At 43.6% G+C, this 18,892-nt stretch carries 14 protein-coding genes; 12 read left to right on the plus strand and 2 right to left on the minus strand.

The features are described from left to right. Positions 1 to 119 precede the first annotated feature (119 nt). The 6 genes from FFM57_RS09065 to FFM57_RS09090 all read left to right on the plus strand — a co-directional run bounded on the left by FFM57_RS09065 (position 120) and on the right by FFM57_RS09090 (position 6,669). Complete coding sequence (locus FFM57_RS09065) at positions 120 to 1,556, plus strand: MFS transporter (RefSeq protein ID WP_137600200.1); 1,437 nt, start codon at positions 120 to 122, stop codon at positions 1,554 to 1,556. A 243-nt stretch (positions 1,557 to 1,799) separates the two neighbouring features. Next, complete coding sequence (gene fabF, locus FFM57_RS09070; RefSeq protein ID WP_137600201.1) at positions 1,800 to 3,035, plus strand: beta-ketoacyl-ACP synthase II; 1,236 nt, start codon at positions 1,800 to 1,802, stop codon at positions 3,033 to 3,035. A 1-nt stretch (position 3,036) separates the two neighbouring features. Continuing rightward, complete coding sequence (gene fabZ / locus FFM57_RS09075; RefSeq protein WP_137600202.1) at positions 3,037 to 3,474, plus strand: 3-hydroxyacyl-ACP dehydratase FabZ; 438 nt, start codon at positions 3,037 to 3,039, stop codon at positions 3,472 to 3,474. A gap of 201 nt (positions 3,475 to 3,675) precedes the next feature. After that, a complete protein-coding gene (locus tag FFM57_RS09080) occupies positions 3,676 to 4,359 on the plus strand; it encodes a metal-dependent hydrolase (RefSeq protein ID WP_137600203.1) in 684 nt (227 codons plus the stop codon). Positions 4,360 to 4,371: 12 nt separating this feature from the next. Continuing rightward, positions 4,372 to 5,694 (plus strand): DRTGG domain-containing protein, encoded by a 1,323-nt coding sequence (locus FFM57_RS09085; RefSeq protein WP_137600204.1) that lies wholly within the window; start codon positions 4,372 to 4,374, stop codon positions 5,692 to 5,694. Positions 5,695 to 5,709: 15 nt separating this feature from the next. Next, positions 5,710 to 6,669, plus strand: coding sequence for a DHH family phosphoesterase (locus FFM57_RS09090; protein WP_137600205.1), 960 nt, complete (start codon positions 5,710 to 5,712; stop codon positions 6,667 to 6,669). Between the two features lie 49 nt (positions 6,670 to 6,718). Here the strand turns inward: FFM57_RS09090 and FFM57_RS09095 are convergent, their stop codons facing one another. Then, on the minus strand, positions 6,719 to 7,876 hold the full coding sequence (locus tag FFM57_RS09095; protein ID WP_137600206.1) for a hydroxymethylglutaryl-CoA synthase: 1,158 nt from the start codon (positions 7,874 to 7,876) through the stop codon (positions 6,719 to 6,721). 179 nt (positions 7,877 to 8,055) lie between these two features. On the opposite strand from FFM57_RS09095, the gene FFM57_RS09100 reads away from it, so the two are divergent. The 5 genes from FFM57_RS09100 (at position 8,056) to glmS (ending at position 15,093) form a co-directional block, all read left to right on the plus strand. Continuing rightward, entirely contained in the window at positions 8,056 to 10,485 is a 2,430-nt protein-coding gene (locus FFM57_RS09100; RefSeq protein WP_137600207.1) for a hydroxymethylglutaryl-CoA reductase, degradative, read from the plus strand. A gap of 46 nt (positions 10,486 to 10,531) precedes the next feature. Then, on the plus strand, positions 10,532 to 11,227 hold the full coding sequence (locus tag FFM57_RS09105) for a zinc metallopeptidase (protein WP_137600208.1): 696 nt from the start codon (positions 10,532 to 10,534) through the stop codon (positions 11,225 to 11,227). 138 nt (positions 11,228 to 11,365) lie between these two features. Next, on the plus strand, positions 11,366 to 12,172 hold the full coding sequence (locus tag FFM57_RS09110) for a Cof-type HAD-IIB family hydrolase (RefSeq protein WP_137600209.1): 807 nt from the start codon (positions 11,366 to 11,368) through the stop codon (positions 12,170 to 12,172). Positions 12,173 to 12,189: 17 nt separating this feature from the next. Then, positions 12,190 to 13,134 carry a LacI family DNA-binding transcriptional regulator gene (locus FFM57_RS09115; RefSeq protein ID WP_137600210.1) on the plus strand — a complete coding sequence of 315 codons (945 nt, stop codon included), beginning with the start codon at positions 12,190 to 12,192 and terminating at the stop codon, positions 13,132 to 13,134. A gap of 177 nt (positions 13,135 to 13,311) precedes the next feature. Next, entirely contained in the window at positions 13,312 to 15,093 is a 1,782-nt protein-coding gene (gene glmS / locus FFM57_RS09120; RefSeq protein ID WP_137600211.1) for a glutamine--fructose-6-phosphate transaminase (isomerizing), read from the plus strand. A gap of 69 nt (positions 15,094 to 15,162) precedes the next feature. Here the strand turns inward: glmS and FFM57_RS09125 are convergent, their stop codons facing one another. Then, entirely contained in the window at positions 15,163 to 17,670 is a 2,508-nt protein-coding gene (locus tag FFM57_RS09125; protein ID WP_371851256.1) for a transglycosylase domain-containing protein, read from the minus strand. Between the two features lie 221 nt (positions 17,671 to 17,891). On the opposite strand from FFM57_RS09125, the gene FFM57_RS09130 reads away from it, so the two are divergent. After that, the gene (locus FFM57_RS09130; protein ID WP_137600213.1) at positions 17,892 to 18,788 is read left to right on the plus strand and encodes a deoxyribonuclease IV; all 897 of its coding nucleotides are present in this window, start codon (positions 17,892 to 17,894) and stop codon (positions 18,786 to 18,788) included. Positions 18,789 to 18,892 lie beyond the last annotated feature (104 nt).

An 18,892-nucleotide genomic window follows, 5' to 3' on the forward strand; every position in this document is an offset into this window, starting at 1 on the left:
CCGCCGTATACGGAACCGTACGTACGGTGGTGTGAGAGGTCGGTAGGCGAAATAATCGTCTACCTCCTACTCGATTTGACGCTTAAAATAAAATGGATTTTAGTGAAAGGAGTTTTTACGTGAAAAGTTATCAAGACGATCCTATCGTCCAAAAAAATCGCTGGTGGGTCTTAGTATCCGTGGCCCTCTTTACCTTTATGTCAACGCTGGACTCCAGTATCGTCAATATCGCCTTGCCGACGATTTCTGACAATTTAGTTGTCCCCATGAATCAAGTGGAATGGGTAGTTTCTGTGTATTTAATTGTGGTTTGTGCCTGCCTATTGCTTTTTGGGAAAATTGCGGACAGCGTAGGAAAGATTAAAATTTATAAATTAGGTACGTGGATTTTTACCATTGGGTCCTTATTATGTGGAATTAATCATTCCTTTGCATTCTTATTGTTAGCACGGGTGGTCCAAGCGGTGGGAGCTTCCATGACCATGGCTACCAACTCTGGCATTGCCACCGAAGTTTTTCCCATGAATGAACGGGGGCGGGCACTGGGGATTATCGGCTCTTTCGTTTCTTTAGGGGCTATCGCCGGTCCGGGGATTGGCGGTATTTTATTGGCGCGTTTGCCATGGTCTTATATTTTTTGGATCAACGTACCGGTGGGGCTGGCGACCATTTTAATTGGCAGTCATTATTTACCGCAAGATATTCATGCCAGTCACGACAAAATTGATTTTTCTGGCTTTATTTCTTTTGCGCTTTTAATTGTTGGGCTTTTTGGCGGGATTTTCTTAGGCCAGGAAGTAGGGTATCATACTCTGATTCCGTTGTTGCTCTTTGCTTTAGCCATCATTAGCGGGGTTGCGTTTGTCTGGCTTGAAAAACGGCAAGCACACCCTTTAATCGTCTTTAGTATTTTTAAAAATAAAATGTTTACTATTTCTTTATTAACGGCGGTCTTAATTTTTGCCGCTAACTTTTTTGCTAATGTCGTTTTGCCTTTTTACTTGCAAAACGCTCGGGGCTATTCGGCAGCAACGGCTGGTCTTTTGATGATGGTCTTTCCTTTATTAATGGTGGTGGGTTCGCCTTTAGCTGGTTATTTTACAGACCAAGTAGGACCCGCGATTTTGACGGTGATCGGTCTAGTGCTGTTATGTATCGCGGGTGCTGGTTACTTCTTGTTGGACTTAAATACACCTTTAGCCAGTTTTATCTTTGCTTCTGCGTTGATGGGGGTAGGGAACGCTTTATTCCAATCTCCCAACAACACCACCGTGATGAGTAGCGTACCGGTGGAAAATTTGGGCGTGGCTACTTCTTTGAATTCTTTTGCCCGTAATCTGGGGATGGTGTTAGGAATTGCTAGTGCCACGACGATTTTATACGCCGCCATGAGTCACAATTATGGTCAACACGTCACGACCTACTTAACTAACGAGCCGCAAGTCTTTATTTATGGGATGCAAGTAACCTTTGGCGCCTCCTTTATCTTATGTTTAGTGGCAACGATTATGACAGTTTATCGTTATTTTAAAATGAAAAAAGCAGCGAAAAATTAAGCTATAAAAAGGACTATCTTTAGTTGGAGATAGTCCTTTTTATTTTGGGAAAGCGCTCCTTACTGACTAAGCGCTCCTCGCTATTTTCTAAGGTTACTCTCATTTTGAAAAACTTTTTTTGACCCGCTGAAAAAAATCTGTTACGATGCAAATGAAATTCATTCTCAATGACGAGAGTGAATTTTTACGAGAAAATACTTTGATAATCAAACTAATTTTCTTGTCATTTAAAGGAGGAACCAGATGAGACGAGTAGTCATTACGGGCCTAGGGGCGATTACCCCGATAGGTCAGACAGTCGCTGATTTTTGGCGTAATTTAGTAGCAGGAAAAAGAGGAATCGCCCCCATTACCCACTTTGATACTGCCGATTTTGACGTAAAATTAGCTGGTGAGGTACAAGATTTTGACGGCGCCAGTTTATTAGGAAAAAAAGAAAGCAAACGTTTAGATTTATACTGCCAATACGGTTTAGTGGCGGCGCAAGAAGCAGTAGCCCAAGCGGGACTAGCTGCCGCTAACCTTGACAGTCAGCGCTTTGGTGTAATCGTCGGGACGGGTATTGGGGGGATGACCACTTTTGCTAATCAAGTACAAGTGTTAAATAGTAAAGGCCCAAAGCGGGTCAGTCCTTTTTTTGTGCCGATGATTATTCCTAATTTATTAGCCGGGAATCTCTCCATTGCTTTTCAAGCACAAGGCGTTTCCGAAACGATTATTACCGCGTGTGCTTCAGCAACTAATGCAATTGGGGAAGCTTTTACCAAAATTCGCCAGAACCAAGCTGACGTCATGTTAACGGGGGGCAGTGAAGCGGCCATTTGCCCGATGGGAATTGCGGGTTTTCAAAGTCTAGGGGCTTTAAGCACTAGTACGGACCCTTTAAAAGCCTCGATTCCTTTTGATGCTAAACGGCACGGTTTTGTGATGGGGGAAGGGAGTGGCATGCTGATTTTAGAAGAGCTGACCCACGCTGAAAAACGAGGAGCTACTATTTTAGCCGAGGTAGTGGGTTACGGCGCCACCTCGGATGCCTACCATATTACAGCACCTAGTGTCGGGGGGACTGGCGCGGCAGCCGCGATGGAACAAGCCTTAACGGATGCCCAAATTACCGCAGCAAAAGTCGGTTATATTAATGCCCATGGCACTTCAACAGTGGCTAACGATAAAGAAGAAAGCGCGGCAATTATTAAAGTTTTCGGTGATCAGGCTTCTAAGGTGGCGGTTTCTTCCACTAAGAGTATGACAGGTCATTTATTAGGAGCCGCTGGGGGAATTGAAGCCATCGCTTGTGTCCAAACCTTGCAAACAGGAATTGCCCACGGCACCATGGGCTTAGGCGAAAAAGACCCAGCTTGCCCCTTAGATTATCTAGCCAACGAAGCGCGACAAGTTTCCCCGCAATATTGCCTTAGCAACTCTTTTGGTTTTGGCGGGCATAATGCCGTCTTAGCGTTTAAAAAATGGGAGGACTAAAATGAAAAAAGTATACAACGCACAACAAATTATGGAAATTATTCCCAACCGTTACCCGATTTGCTATATCGATTATGTGGATGAACTGACGGAAAATGGGATTGTCGCCACTAAAAATGTCACCATCAATGAAGATTTTTTCCAAGGTCATTTTCCTGGTAACCCCACGATGCCTGGCGTATTAATTCTTGAAACTTTAGCTCAAGCGGGTTCCATTCGGATTTTAACGAAAGAAGAATTTGCCGGTAAGACCGCCTATATCGGCGGCATTGATAAAGCTAAATTTCGACGGAAAGTAGAACCGGGGGATGTCTTGAAATTGCATTTTGATATTACAAAATTTAAAGGCAATATCGGGACGGCCACCGCCTATGCTACGGTGGAAACTGAAAAAGTCTGCGAATGTATCTTTACCTTTATTGTGGGCGTGCAAAAATAAAAGAATAGTAACATCTGGCGACCCTGGATTTGCGGGTCGTCTTTGTTTTAGGTCGAAAAGCAGGCAAGGGTTAGGAGCGAAAACCAATTCCAAGATATCCCCTAACTTTCTCTAGGTTTACTGTATTACTTTTTTAGTTTATCTGTTATAATCAAGAAGACGAGAAGTTTTATTTGTAGCGAAGAAAAGGAGGTTTCCCTGATGAAAGTCACCTATTACGGTCATGCTTGTGTACTCATTACCTTGGCAGCGGGTACGAAAATTTTGGTGGATCCGTTTATTACAGATAATCCCCAAGCACCGCTAGCTTTAAAAGACATTACTGCTGATTATATTTTGGCTACCCATGGCCATAACGATCATATTGATGATTTAGTGCCTTTAGCCAAACGAGACAAAATTCCCGTGGTTTGTATTGCGGAGATGGCCGATTGGTTGGCTCAGCAAGGGATCCAGGCCCATGGTATGAATATTGGGGGTAGCTACGCTTTTCCTTTTGGCCATTTAAAAATGGTCTTTGCCCAACACAGCTCTAGTTTTTCAAAAGCAAATGGGGAAAATATTTATTTAGGAGAAGCGGCGGGCTTTGTTTTACAAGCGGATAATCAAACCTTGTATATAGCAGGGGACACTGCTTATTTTTCCGATATGAGCTTGTTAAAGGAAGATTTTGACATTGATCTTGCTTTAGTACCGATTGGGGATAACTATACGATGGGCATCAAAGATGCTGCCCGTTGTGTCGCTGCGGTGGGGGCCAAAAAAGCCATCCCGATTCACTACAATACTTTTCCCGTGATTCAACAAGATCCAGTAAAATTTCAAGGAATGTGTTCACCTGAGGTAGCGGTAATTTTAGCACCAGGGGCAACATATTCACTATAGGGGGAATCGACGTTGGCTACTAAACATGATCAAATTCTCTCCTACATTGAGTCTTTGCCAGTAGGAGAAAGAATTTCGGTGCGGAGTATCGCCAAAAATTTAAGCGTCAGTGAAGGGACAGCCTATCGGGCGATTAAAGATGCGGAAAATGTCGGATTAGTTTCCACCATTCAACGAGTGGGGACAATTCGGATTGAAAGAAAATTAAAGAAAAATATTGAACGTTTAACTTTCGGCGAAGTAGTTCGGATTATTGAAGGGGACGTTTTAGGCGGACAAAAGGGTCTAGACAAAGATTTAAATAAATTTGTCATTGGGGCCATGACTGCTGACGCTATGGAACGCTACATTACACCCGGCTCTTTAATGATTGTCGGGAACCGCGCTGAAGTACAAAAACTAGCCCTAGAGTTAGGTGCTGCGGTTTTAATTACCGGGGGCTTTGCCACCACACCAGAAATTGCACAATTAGCCGATGAGCTGACCTTGCCGGTTTTGCGTACGACCTATGATACCTTTACGGTGGCCACCATGATTAACCGCGCTTTGTCAGACCAACTCATTAAAAAAGATATTATGCTAGTGTCTGATATTTACACGCCGTTAGAGAAAACTAATTATTTGTACGCCACTGACACCATCAGCCAATATAAAGAATTGGCCGCTTCTTCTAAGCACTCCCGTTTTCCAGTAGTGAACCATCACTTGCGGGTCCTAGGCATGATTGCGGCTAAAGATGTGATGGAAAAAAATGATAACCAAACTATTGATAAAGCTATGACGAAAGATCCCATTGCTGTTAAACGTGGGATGAGTGTCGCCAGCGTTTCTCACCAAATGATTTGGGACGGCCTGGAAGTTATGCCCGTAGTGAAAGACGATTTGACCTTGGAAGGGATTGTTTCCCGCCGTGATGTTATGAAGGCGATGCAATTAGTCCAACGGCAACCCCAAATGACCGATACGATTTCTGATCAAATTTCTGCGCAATTGAATAATGTAGAAGATACGCGAGTAGCCACCGGCACGGAATACCGCTTTACGGTCACGCCACAAATGGTGAATGGCGTAGGGACGATTTCTTTTGGCGTTTTAAGTGAAATCGTCGCTACTGCTGCCCAACGGATTATGCTGACGCATCAAAAACGCAATGTCTTAATTGAACAAGTCAATCTTCATTATTTCCGTTTGATTCAATTGGAAAGTGAACTCTCTATTCGGCCGCGGATTTTAGAAATTGGTCGCCGGTCGGCCAAACTAGATATTGAAGTGTATTTGGAAAATAGCATCGTGGCTAAATCCATTGTGATTTGCCAAGTGATGGAAAAACCATAGAAAGAAGGCTTCTTTTTGAAGATTACGGATGAAATATTAGCAAAAATTAAAGAGTATGAAACAATTATTATTCACCGTCATAAACGGCCGGATCCTGACGCCCTAGGTTCGCAAGGGGGACTCGCTGAAATTATTAAAACGACTTTTCCTGAAAAACGTGTTTTACTAGCCGGTGGTCCGGTAGAAGGGCTGGATTTTCTCAATACGATGGATGAAGTAACAACCACTGATTATCAAGGCGCCCTGGTGATTGTTACCGATACCGCCAATAGCGCGCGGATTTCTGGCGATGACTACGATAAAGGTGCTGCCTGGATTAAAATTGACCACCATCCTAACGACGAACCTTATGGCGATTTGACCTATGTGGATACAGCAGCTAGCAGTTGTAGTGAAATTATTGCCCGTTTTTATTTTGCTTACCCTGATGAATTAAAAATCTCTGATAACGGTGCTCGCTTATTGTACGCTGGGATTGTAGGGGATACAGGGCGCTTTTTGTATCCTGCCACTTCCCCCACGACCTTAAAAGTCGCCGGTAAGTTAGCTGAATTTAACTTTAATCGGGCAGAATTGAATCGCCAATTAGATCAAGTTTCTTATAAAGTAGCCAAACTTTTTGGTTACGTCTTTGAAAACTTGCAAATGGATGAACTGGGGGCTGGTCAGGTCTTCTTAACCCAAGAAGTCATGGAAAAATACAACGTCGTGGATTCAGAGACTTCGGCGGTAGTTTCCTTACCTGGAAAAATTGATAGTATCTTAGCCTGGGCGATTTTTGTCGCCCAACCAGAAGGCTTTTACCGCGTGCGTTTACGCTCAAAGGGTCCCGTGATTAATGAAATCGCGAAACGTCATGCCGGTGGCGGTCACCCGCTAGCTAGTGGCGCTAATGCCAAAAATTTAGCCGAATGCGCCGTTATTTATCAAGAAATTCAGGAAGCTGTCGCTAGTTTTCGTCAAGAGTTAGCATAGTAAAAAATCACCTCCAAACGCTTAAAAGGCTTGGGGGTGATTTTTTATTTTATTCTGGCACATTGTAATAACGAATCCCTTCATGAACCTTTTTTATGCTAAAAGGTAAATCATCTTGGAAGGTATAGTTCGTCTGGGGCAAAATTTTTTCGGCAAAAACTTTTTCGTATTGGGGCACCGTGAGACGTTGGCGTGCGTCTAACATTTTTTGATGAGCTGTCCCGTGTAAATGTTCTTGATAGCCGGGTACGAGTGTTCCGGAGAAGAATTCCCCTACGGCACCAGAGCCGTAACTGAAAAAGCCTAGGCGATCGCCGGCATGTAAGGCCTGACTATTTTCTAATAAGGAACATAAGCCGAGATAAAGGGAACCGGTGTACAAGTTACCAACGCGGCGACTAAATTGAATACTTTCTTCGTAGCGGGTTAAAAGGCGTTCTTGTTCACTTTCCGCTACTGTGGGTAAAATAGTTTGTAAAGCTTTGCGGCCCATTTTTGTGTAAGGAATGTGGAAACATAAAGCTGCATAATCTGTTAAGGTTAAACGCGTCTGTCGTTGGTGCTCCGTCCAAACTTTTTGGAAAAAGTCTAGATACGTGGCATTGGAAAGGTGACCATCCACACAAGGATACTCATGGTGAGTGGGGCGCCAGAAATCATAAATATCGCCAGTCAAAGTAACATTATCACTAGCTAAGGCTAAAATTTTTGGTTGGTGGCTCAAAAGTAGCGCCACCGCCCCAGCCCCTTGTGTCGGTTCGCCACCAGAGTTTAAGCCGTATTTCGCAATATCTGTCGCCACCACCAATACTTTGCGCCCAGGATGTTGTGCTAAATAATCTTTACCTAATTGGAGACCAGCGGTAGCCCCATAGCACGCTTCTTTAATTTCGATGGCGCGGGCAAAAGGTTGCAGTTTTAATAAACCGTGGAGGACGACAGCGGCTGCTTTTGATTCATCGATACTGGACTCGGTACCGATGATGATTAAATCGATTGCTTGGCGGTCGGCAACTGTTAAAATAGTTTCGGCGGCACTAGCGGCTAAGGTGATAATATCTTGGCTCCTAGGGGCCACGGCCATTTGCGATTGGCCAATGCCAATGGTATATTTAGCGGGATCTACTTGGCGTGCTTCAGCTAGTTCCGTCATCTCTACATAATAAGGGGGGACAAAAAAGTTTAAGGCATCAATTCCGATGGTCATGCTAATCTCCTTTAGTAAATTCTTTTCATTAAAGGTAACATATTTTTAAAGTTCCTCACTACTTTTTGTGAAGATTTTTAAGTAATGTTAAAGAATCTTTATAAAAAAGTTAGCCCTAGTCATTTGTTATTTGTTTTTCTATTTCAACATGATATATTGCAATATGGAGGTGTTTTGCGGTGAAAGAAATTGTCATTTTAGACGCGTTACGAACCCCCATGGGAAAATTCCATGGTACCTTAAGCAAATTTTCGGCAGTGGAACTAGGTACGACCATCAGCCGTGAACTTTTAACAAGAAATCAACAATTAATACCGGAAATTCAACAAGTTATTTTTGGCAATGTTTTACAAGCCGGCAACGGTCAAAATGTCGCGCGGCAAATTGCTCTAAAAGCAGGCCTTTCCTATGAGGTTCCCGCTTTTACGGTTAATGAAGTCTGCGGCTCAGGCCTAAAGGCGCTCCAACTAGCTAGTCAAGCACTCCAAATGACGCCCGGGATTATTTTATGTGGGGGCACGGAAAATATGTCCCAAGCGCCCTTTTTAAAATATGAGGAAGCTGAAGAGTTGCTTCCTAGTATGTTGCAAGATGGCTTGCGGGATGCTTTTAGTCAGCAACACATGGGACAAACGGCAGAACAGGTGGCCACTTTGTATCATGTCAGTCGGAAAAAACAAGATCTTTTTGCGCAACAATCGCAAGCTAAAGCCTGGGCGGCGACAACCGCTGGCTACTACCAAAAAGAAATGCTGCCACTGGCTGGCTTAACGCAAGATGAGTGTCTCCGGCCACAAACGACTGTGGAAAAGTTAGCCACCTTAAAAACAGTGTTTCAAGAAGACGGGACAGTTACCGCGGGGAATGCTTCGGCGCTAAGTGATGGTGCCTCAGCACTATTAGTGACAACGCGAGAATTTGCCGATAGCCAAAAGTTGCCTTACCAGACGGTCATTAAAGATATTGTGGAAATTGGTGTAGATCCAGCTGTAATGGGGATTTCGCCCATTAAAGTAATTGAAAAGTTATTAGGACAAAATCAATTAACCCAAGAAGAAATCGACTTGTTTGAAATTAACGAAGCTTTTGCAGCGACTTCTATTGCGGTGGAAGAAACTTTACAATTATCTCCTGAAAAAGTTAATGTTTGGGGAGGGAGTGTCGCCTTAGGGCACCCGATTGGGGCTACTGGTGCACGGATTGTCACTACCTTAAGCAACCAATTAAGTAGTCTCGATAAAAAATTAGGGATTGCCGCTTTATGCGTCGGAGGTGGTCTAGGCTTGGGAGTTTTATTAGAGCGTGTCGGACAAGCTCCAACTCCTGAAAAGCTGAAACAGCAACGTTTCTATCAGTTAACAGCAAAGGAACGATTAGCGCAACTAGTGACAGAAGGTCACTTGACGAAACAAAGTGCAGCAATCCTTAGGGCTCAGAGTCTTGACCCAGAAATCAGTCAGCACTTAATTGAAAATCAAATCTCCACCACAGAAATTCCTTTAGGTGTGGTGCGTAATCTCCAAGTCAATGGTAAAACTTATCAAGTCCCTTTAGCGACTGAAGAACCCTCGGTAGTGGCGGCTTGTAATTACGGGGCAAAAATGGTGGGAAACGTTGCAGCGACAGTCACGCCCCGTTTAGTGGGGGGGCAAATTGTTTTACAAGATGTTACGGACCCTGCACAACTAGCTAGCACGTTAACGGCCTTAAAACCAACGTTAATTGCTGCGGCTAATCAAGCCTATCCTTCCATTGTGGAACGCGGGGGCGGCTTGCGGAAAATAAGCTGGCGCTCTTTACCCCAACACTTTTTTTCGGTGGATATTTTAGTAGATACCCAAAAGGCGATGGGAGCCAATATAGTAAACACGATTTTGGAAAGTCTAGCGCAAGTTTTGCGTCAAGAAATCCCCTTGCCGCCTCTAATGAGTATTTTAAGTAATTTCAATGACCACGCGCTGGTGACCGTCAGTTGTCGTCTGCCAGTGGGGCAAGTGGCTAAAGGAACGAACCAAGGCTTGGCGATTGCTAAAAAAATTGCGGCGGCAAGTCTTGTAGCCCAAGTGGATCTTTTCCGGGGGACGACCCATAATAAAGGCATCTTAAATGGTATCGAAGCTGTCGTTTTAGCTACCGGTAATGATACCCGGGCCATGAGTGCGGCAGTCCACGCTTATGCTAGTACCTTGGTTTATGAAGGAGTTGCTGCTTATCGCGGCTTGAGTCAATGGCACGTGGTGGGGGATGAACTACTGGGAACCATGACCTTGCCGTTAGCTTTAGGAACGGTGGGCGGGGCCACGCGTGTTTTACCAAAAGCCCAGGCTGCCTTAGAACTGTTGCAGCTGACGGACAATTCAGCCCAAGAATTAGCCGCCGTGGCAGCTGCTGTCGGCCTAGCGCAAAACTTAGCGGCTTTGCGGGCTTTAGTGAGTGAAGGCATTCAAAAAGGCCATATGAGCTTACAAGCTCGTTCTTTAGCCATGAGCGTCGGAGCGTCAGGGCAAGAGATAGCACGCTTAACTCAGGCCTTGCAACAAGAAAAAAACATGAATCAAAAAAGAGCCGCCACCCTTTTAGCAGAGATGCGGCAAACAAAAGACGATTAGTGTATTTCATGATACACTAAAGAAAATAAGTAGAGGAGGAAATCCTGTGTTTTACTATTACGATCCAACCTTTCTTTTGGTGATTATCGGGTTACTGATTTCTGGTGCGGCGTCCGCCTATGTCAACAGTACCTTTAATAAATTTGACAAAATTCGTAGCGCAAAAAATGTTACGGGAACAGCTGCTGCTCAATTTATTTTAAGTGATAGTGGCATTACTGATGTAGTGGTACAACCAATTAGCGGCCGCATGACGGACAATTACAACGCGCAAAATAAAACCCTGAATTTATCGGAAAGTACCGCCAATTCACCTTCTGTGGCCGCCATTGGGGTGGCTGCTCATGAATGTGGTCACGCCGTGCAAGATCAAGTGGATTATTTACCGATGCGCATTCGTCATGCCATTGTGCCCATTGCGAATATCGGCTCGACGATTTCAATTCCTTTGATTTTAATCGGGGTCTTAATTAGTTGGAACCAAACCTTGATTAATATTGGCATCTTCGCTTTTTCTTTGGCTTTACTTTTTCAATTAGTCACTTTGCCGGTGGAATTTGATGCCTCGCGCCGTGCAGTGAAAATTTTAGCCGCGGGCGACTTATTGACGCCAGAGGAAGTTCCCATGGTGAAAAAAGTTTTGTTTGCGGCAGCTTTAACTTACGTGGCCGCTGCTTTATCGACTTTCTTGCAGTTGCTACGGCTAGTCATTTTATTTGGTGGCAATCGTCGCAACGATTAAACTTAAAAAGTTTCTGTTACTGAGGAATGGTGCGTAGTTTTTCGCCGTTAAAGCTTGGTGTCAGAAACTTTTTTAACTTTTCCCTTGACCTAAAACCCGTTTCATAAAGTATAGTAGGGCCAAGATAAGGGAGGTAAGCTGATGATAAAACATATCTTTACCGATTTAGACGGGACACTTTTGGCTAGTGATGGCACGCTTAGTTCAGGCAACGTCGCTAAAATTTTAGCTAGTCAACTGCCAGTAACGTTAGTCTCTGCCCGGGCGCCAATGGAAATGGCTTTTGTCCTCAAGGCTTTAAAGTTAACCGACTGGCAAGTGGCTTTTAACGGCGGCTTAGTATACGCCCCCACGCCGCAAGGTTTACAAATTTTAGAAGAAAAGTATTTAACCGGAGATTTAGCGGGGCGCTTAATCACCCTCATTCAAATTTATTTTCCTCAGGTTAGTCTTAGTTTTTACGATTTAGAGCACTGGTATACGGCAAGCGTAGATGCGGGCATCTTGTATGAAGCAAAGATTACCGGCCAAACACCTACTATTATTCAGCCCACGGAATTTTTTCAGACGGGGCCGCATAAAATTTTTAAAATCATGTTGATTACTTTTGACTCTGAAGAGTTGCAGCGGCTGCAATACTTTTTAACGGCCTTGGAACTTAAGGGGATTACGATTCAACAATCGGGGACGGCTTATTTAGAAATTACGCATGAAGCTGCCCAAAAATCAGCAGGGTTAGCAATAATTATGGCCAAAGAAAAGTTAGGGCTTGAGGAGACGGCAGCTTTTGGCGATGGACATAACGATTTACCGATGTTGAAAATGGTGGGTTGGCCTATTGCCATGGCTAACGCTCAAAAAGAAGTGCAAAAAGTGGCCAAGTTTGTCACGACTAGCAATAATGAAGATGGAGTAGGAGCGGGCATCTGGCGCTATCTCCTTTAAAAAGCAAAGGAGGAGCCATGACCAATATTTCGGATATCGCAAAAATGAGCGGTTATTCAAAAGCGACTGTCTCGCGGGTGTTAAATCAAAAAAATTATGTTTCGCCCCAAGCCAAAGGAAAAATTTTGGCAGCGATTGCGGCGTTAGATTACGTTCCCAACGACATTGCTCGTGATTTGAGTAAAGGACAGACCCACAATATCGGTGTGGTCTTACCCCATGTGGAGCATCCTTTTTTTAGCGAAATTTTAAAAGGAATTATTCAACAGGCTTTTTCCACTAGTTATCGCATTGTGATTTTGCCCTCAGCTTATGATGAAAAGTTAGAGCTCACCTACTTGGAGCAACTCCGCAGCAAAGCCTTTGATGCTTTAATTTTTACTTCTCATGGTGTTTCGTTAGCGACCTTAGCAGCGTATCAAAAGTATGGACCGGTGATTTGTTGTGAGAATCCGCAAAATGCGAAGCTGCCAGCAGTTTACGTGGAGCGCGCTCCAGCTTACGAAGCGGCTTTTCAGTGGCTAAAAGATCAGAGTAAATGGCCGGTTGCCATACTTTTAAGCCGACCGGCTGCAATGAGCGCCACCAGTCAAGCGACCTTAATGGCTTACCAAAAAATTTTTGGTAAGCTGCCAAGACCAGCGTTGGTTTTTACTGAGATTGTTACGCCAAAAGATGGCTATCAGGCGGCTGCGGAACTGATACGCAGAGGTGAAAAGGTTGCAGCCGTCTTCAGTAATGGAGATGACATTGCAGTGGGCTTTGCCAAGGCATATCACAAAAATAACTTACCCCAGCCTTTACTAATTGGACAAGACCAACAGCTAAGCGGCGAATTGTTGCAGTTACCGACTATCGATCATCATTTAAGAGCTATTGGGGAAGCGGCCTTCACCTTAGCCACCACCAAAAAGCCAACCCAGACCATCGCCATTCCCGCTGCCTGGATACCACAGCGTTAGTTAAACCTGCCGTTTAATTTTTACGGCAGTTTTTTTTTACCGTTTTTATTTTATAAATATAGCTAAAACCAATTGACAAACAAATGTTATAAAGTTAAGATTATTAACGTTCGAAAGAAAAATAATAGGTATACCAATTAAAATTGATAACAATTGGTCTAGTCAAGAGGTGTCCGAATGTGTGGAATCGTAGGCGTCGTGGGTCATCCCCAGGCGGTAGAAATTTTAGTTAATGGTTTAAAACGTTTAGAATATCGTGGGTATGATTCAGCGGGAATTTATTTACAAGATCACCAACAATTAGTCAAAGCAGTTGGTCCTTTAAAAGCGTTAGAAGGAAAATTAACGCCGGAAATTAATGGCACCTTAGGCATTGGTCATACGCGTTGGGCGACACACGGAAAAGCGACAGAAGAAAATGCCCATCCCCATACGAGTGAAGCAGGGGATTTTATTTTAGTCCACAACGGGGTAATTGAAAATTATCGGGAATTAAAAGAAAAATACTTATCAGCAGATCATTTTTACGGGGAAACAGACTCAGAAATTGCTGTCCATTTAATCGCTCATTTTGCTAAAGAAAGTACTAACACGAAAGAAGCTTTTAAAAAGGCTTTGGCTGTAATCGAAGGTTCTTACGCTTTTGGCTTAATTGATGCGAGTGATAACGATACATTATACGCTGCTAAAAATAAAAGTCCCCTCCTGATTGGCTTAGGCGCCGGCTTTAACGTGATTGCTAGCGATGCCTTAGCGGTGTTAGATTACACTACGGAATTTTTAGAGATTCACGATGGTGAGTTGGCCGTTTTAACCGCTGCTAGCGTTCAGCTGGAAGATGCTTGCGGTCATGGAGTAAAACGGGAGAGTTTTGTGCCAGAAATTGATAGTAACGACTTAGATAAAGGCACCTATCCTTTTTATATGTTAAAAGAAATCGATGAGCAACCGATGGCTATTCGGCGGATTGTCAAAGAATATTTGCATGAAGGCCAACACATTACCCCAGCGCTTTTAGCCGCTTTAAAAGAAGCCGACAGTATTAATTTGGTAGCGTGTGGCACTAGTTGGCACGCCAGTCGGATTGGCGCCCATTTCTTTAGCGAATGGGTGGCTAAACCCGCTAGTGCCTTACTAGCTAGTGAAGCTGGCTACCGGATGCCGCTTTTTAGCGCCAAGCCTTTCTTTATCTTTCTTTCCCAAAGTGGTGAGACAGCCGACAGTCGGCAAGTATTAGTGCGGGTCAAAGAGTTAGGTTATCCTAGTTTAACGATTACCAACGTCTTAGGTTCGACTTTAGCGCGGGAAAGCGATTTTGCGCTGCCGATTTTAGCAGGACCAGAAATTGCGGTGGCTTCCACCAAAGCTTATACGGCTCAGATTGCAGTCTTAGCTTGTTTAGCCCAAGCACTAGCACCTAAGGAGGAACAAATTGATTTAGCTCATGAGTTGTCCTTAGTCGCTAATGGGATGGACTCTTTGATTAGTGAAAAAGAAACCATTGCCGCTCAAGCAGATCAATATTTAGCTACCACCCGGAATGCTTTTTACATTGGCCGTTACATGGATTATGAAGTTTCCTTGGAAGCCGCCTTGAAATTAAAAGAAATTTCCTACATTCAAGCAGAAGGTTTTGCGGCTGGTGAATTGAAACACGGCACGATTGCCTTAATTGAAGAGGGCACGCCGGTTTTAGCGATTATTAATGATCCAGTGACCGCCAGTCACACCCGCGGCAATATTCAAGAAGTGAAAAGCCGGGGAGCTAATGTCTATACGATTGTGCGGGAAGATTTAGCCCAAGCCCAAGATAATTTGCAAGTGCCGGTGGTTAATCCTTTATTAAGTCCTTTAGTCAGCATTGTGCCGGCGCAGTTAATTGCCTACTACGCGACTTTGCAACGCGGCTTAGATGTGGATAAACCGCGTAACTTAGCGAAAAGCGTCACTGTCGAATAAAAAAGCAAGCTCCAACAACATTACCTTGTTCCTAGGTGGATGTTGTTGGAGCTTTTTCATTATTTAAAGTTATGGGTTTGTCGGCGCAGCCGGAGGATTAGCATTAGCATCCCCAGCAGCTGGCGTTTCTTCTTTATCTTTCTCTTCTTCTTTGTCCTTTTCCTCTTCTTTCTTTTCTTCAGAAGAGGATGGAGTGGTGGTAGATGGCGTAGTCGCTGCCGGTGGCGTGACGATTGGTTTGACTAACTGCAATTTATCTTTCCAAGCAGTGGTGTAGTCGGAAGCTTTCCCACCAATAGCAAACTCGTACGTTGTAGTGGGTGCCGTAAATCCTTTAGCGTAGTAACTGGTTACTTTACTACCTGGTGTGACGTAATCTTTACCGTCATACTGGAAGTTAGCAATCTTTTCACCGGTGAAATTAGAAACTTCCACCGCAACGACTTCAGGATCTAATTCAAATTTAGTACCCGCTTCAAAAATATCTTGGTTAGCTTGATAAACGCGATTCATGACGTACGCCCAATATTGTTGGTTGGCACTAGAATTACCACGGGCCATGGAAGTGCCATCATCGTAACCAATCCATGAGCTAAAAGTAATTCCTGGAGTTGAAGCGATAAACCAAAAATCTTTATTGTCGGTAGACGTCCCAGTTTTCCCTACCCAATCGGCGTTAGCTAACGTGCTGTTCAAGCTATCTAAAGTGTTGTGTGCGGTGGTTCCGGTGCCGCTTTGGTAAACGTTACGCATCATGTAATTCATAATGGAGGCTGCTGACTTAGAGTAGACTTCCACCGGACTAGCTTCGTGTTGATAAATCACGTTGCCATCGTAATCTTTAATACTGTCAATCATGTAGCCGCTATTGTAAACCCCACCGTTAGCTAAAGTTGCAAAACCTTTTGTTTGGTCGTAAACGGTCACATCCATTTGTCCTAAAGTTGAGGATTCGTTGTGCCACTCGTCAGAGTTGACGTCATATTGCATTTTTTCCATGTAAGTGGCAGGATCAGTTTTGGCCATCAAAGCTTGGTATAAATGATAAGCCGGGACGTTAATCGAGTTCGCTAAAGCATTACTAGCAGAACGGAAGGTGCTATCTGGTGGTGTACCAGCATTCCAAATTTCAGTTTCCGGTTCTTCTTTATAAAAAGTTTGGAAGTTAGAAAGCATGGTTTGCGTCCCGATTAAACCAATATCCACTGCTGGACCGTAGTTTAAGACGGGCTTAATGGTGGAACCTGGCGGACGTTTCGTATCAAAGGCGTGATTATTTTGACTGGTGTTAAAGTCGCGCCCCCCAATAAAGCCGTAAATGCGACCAGTGTGGTTATCCATTAAAACGCCACCGTTTTCAACGTAAGAGCCACGGCCGTCATCTAACATGTACCCGTAATTGGCGACGGCTTCATCTAAAGCGCCTTGAATACTGGAGTCAATAGTGGTGGTAACTGTATAGCCGTTACGTTGCAATTCTCTTTGTGCTTGTTCGTAGTATTGGTTGTAAACATCATCATCGCCACTGACATCCTCAGCACTTAAACCATCCGCCGTATAATCTCGCGTCATTAAAATATTAATCGCTTGTTTTTGTACGGTGTAGTATAAAAAGCCGCGAGTGCTTTGGGCTGCTTTAGCTTGCGGAAGAAATTGCGTAGTCAAATCTTCAGCTTTAGCCGCTTCATACTCTTCTTTGGTAATAGCTTTTTCCCGGTACATACTAAATAAAACGATGTCTTTACGATTTAAGCCGGCTGAAAGATTTTCTTTCAAGGAACCATCCCCAGCGTAAGGGCTATAAATAATCGGGCTTTGGGGCAAGCCCGCAATAAAGGCTGCTTGAGCTAAAGTTAAATCTTTAGCCGTCGTACCAAAAATTCCTTTAGCCGCTTCTTCCACCCCAGCGATGTTTTGTCCTTTATTATTACGACCAAAAGGCGAAACATTTAAGTAAGAAGTAATGATTTCATCCTTACTAAAAAATTTATCCACACGAATCGCTAATAAAATTTCGGTGGCTTTGCGTTTAAAAGTGGTTTCTGAACTTAAAATTTGTTGTTTAACCAACTGTTGCGTTAAGGTGGAACCACCCGAGCTGCCCCCTAAACCGGTAATGTCGGAAATAACTGCGCGGGCTAAAGCTTTAGGTACCACGCCATTATGGGTTTCAAAATTTTCATCTTCGGTAGAAATAATGGCTTTTTTCAAGTAATCAGAAATATTTTCCGAAGAGACGGAAGTCCGAATCAAATCCGAGCTGATGGTGGCAATGTTCCCGCCGTCAGAATAAATAATTTTCGACACTTCATCGTAGTCGTTGATTTCTTTAGCTAATTCTTCTTTGGAAGGAGCTTCAGTGTCAGAGACGAGATAGGCGAAGTAACCTGTCCCGATACCTAAACATAAGGCACCTGCCAACAGGCCGAAAGCCACGATAAGTAAGAAAAATTTACGGATGACACCGAAAAAAACATTTAAGCCAAAAGCAAGATTGCGCAGCTGGCGTTGATTTTTGCGCCACCAGTCTTGCAGCGGATTTTTATTTGGTTTATTTTGCTGTGGCAACGAATTCACCTCATTTTTATTCATTCTGGTTGATTATAACAAATTCAATTCCCAAAAGGTAGCTTTCAGAAATTACCAAAGCTTTTTGTAACCAAATCTTTAGGGAATTGCAAAATTTCAAGTAATAACTTCAGACAAAAAAACTTTTTTTCGGTAAGATGATTAAATGAAGAGAATTTTTGTTGTCCCTGGGGCTGATGCTCAGCAAAGACGACGAAGGAGGAAAAGCAATGTTACTCTTAGGTTCCCACGTTTCCATGAAAGCACCGAAAATGTTATTAGGAGCAGCTGAAGAAGCCGCCAGTTATAAAGCCACAACCATGATGATTTATACAGGGGCGCCACAAAATACGCGGCGTAAACCCATCGCTGAATTAAATATTCCCGCGGGTGAAAAATTATTAGCAGAAAAAAATATTAGTCACATCGTCGTGCATGCGCCTTACATTATTAATTTGGGAAATACGTTAAAACCAGAAAACTTTACTTTTGGTGTGGAATTTTTGCGCCAAGAAATTCAACGGGCAGAAGCACTAGGCGCTACGCAAATTACTTTGCATCCTGGGGCTCACGTTGGTGCTGGGAGTCAAGCGGCCATTGAAAACATTGCGCGGGGCTTAAACGAAGTTTTAACGCCACAACAAATTCCACAAATTGCTTTAGAAACCATGGCGGGAAAAGGAACCGAAGTTGGGCGGACTTTTGATGAGCTAGCCGAAATTATTAGTCGCGTGACCTTATCAGAAAAAGTCTCGGTTACGTTAGATACGTGCCACACCCATGATGCCGGCTACGATATCAAAGATAATTTCGATGGCGTCTTAAAAGAATTTGATCAAGTGATTGGTTTGGATAAGCTACAAGTAATCCATGTTAATGATTCCAAAAATATTCGCGGTGCCCATAAAGATCGCCATGCTAATATTGGCTTTGGTGAGATTGGTTTTGAGGCTTTGAATTACGTGGTTCATCATCCTCAACTAGCGGCCTTACCTAAAATTTTAGAGACACCTTATGTGGGTCCAGATAAGAAAAACCAGTTCTCGCCATATGGTTATGAAATTGCCATGTTGAAAGCGGGAGTCTTTGACCCAGAATTATTAACCAAGATTGTTACCCAAGCGTAAGTTTTTTTAGAGAAATTTTCAGAAGGTCTGTCAAGCGAAAGGGAAATTGTCCCAAAATGTGGCCCCTCATTTGTCTCAAAAGTTTTTCAAACTTTCTATACAAA

It is taken from the genome of Enterococcus nangangensis, assembly GCF_005405245.1.
Classification (GTDB): Bacteria; Bacillota; Bacilli; order Lactobacillales; family Enterococcaceae; genus Enterococcus_J; species Enterococcus_J nangangensis.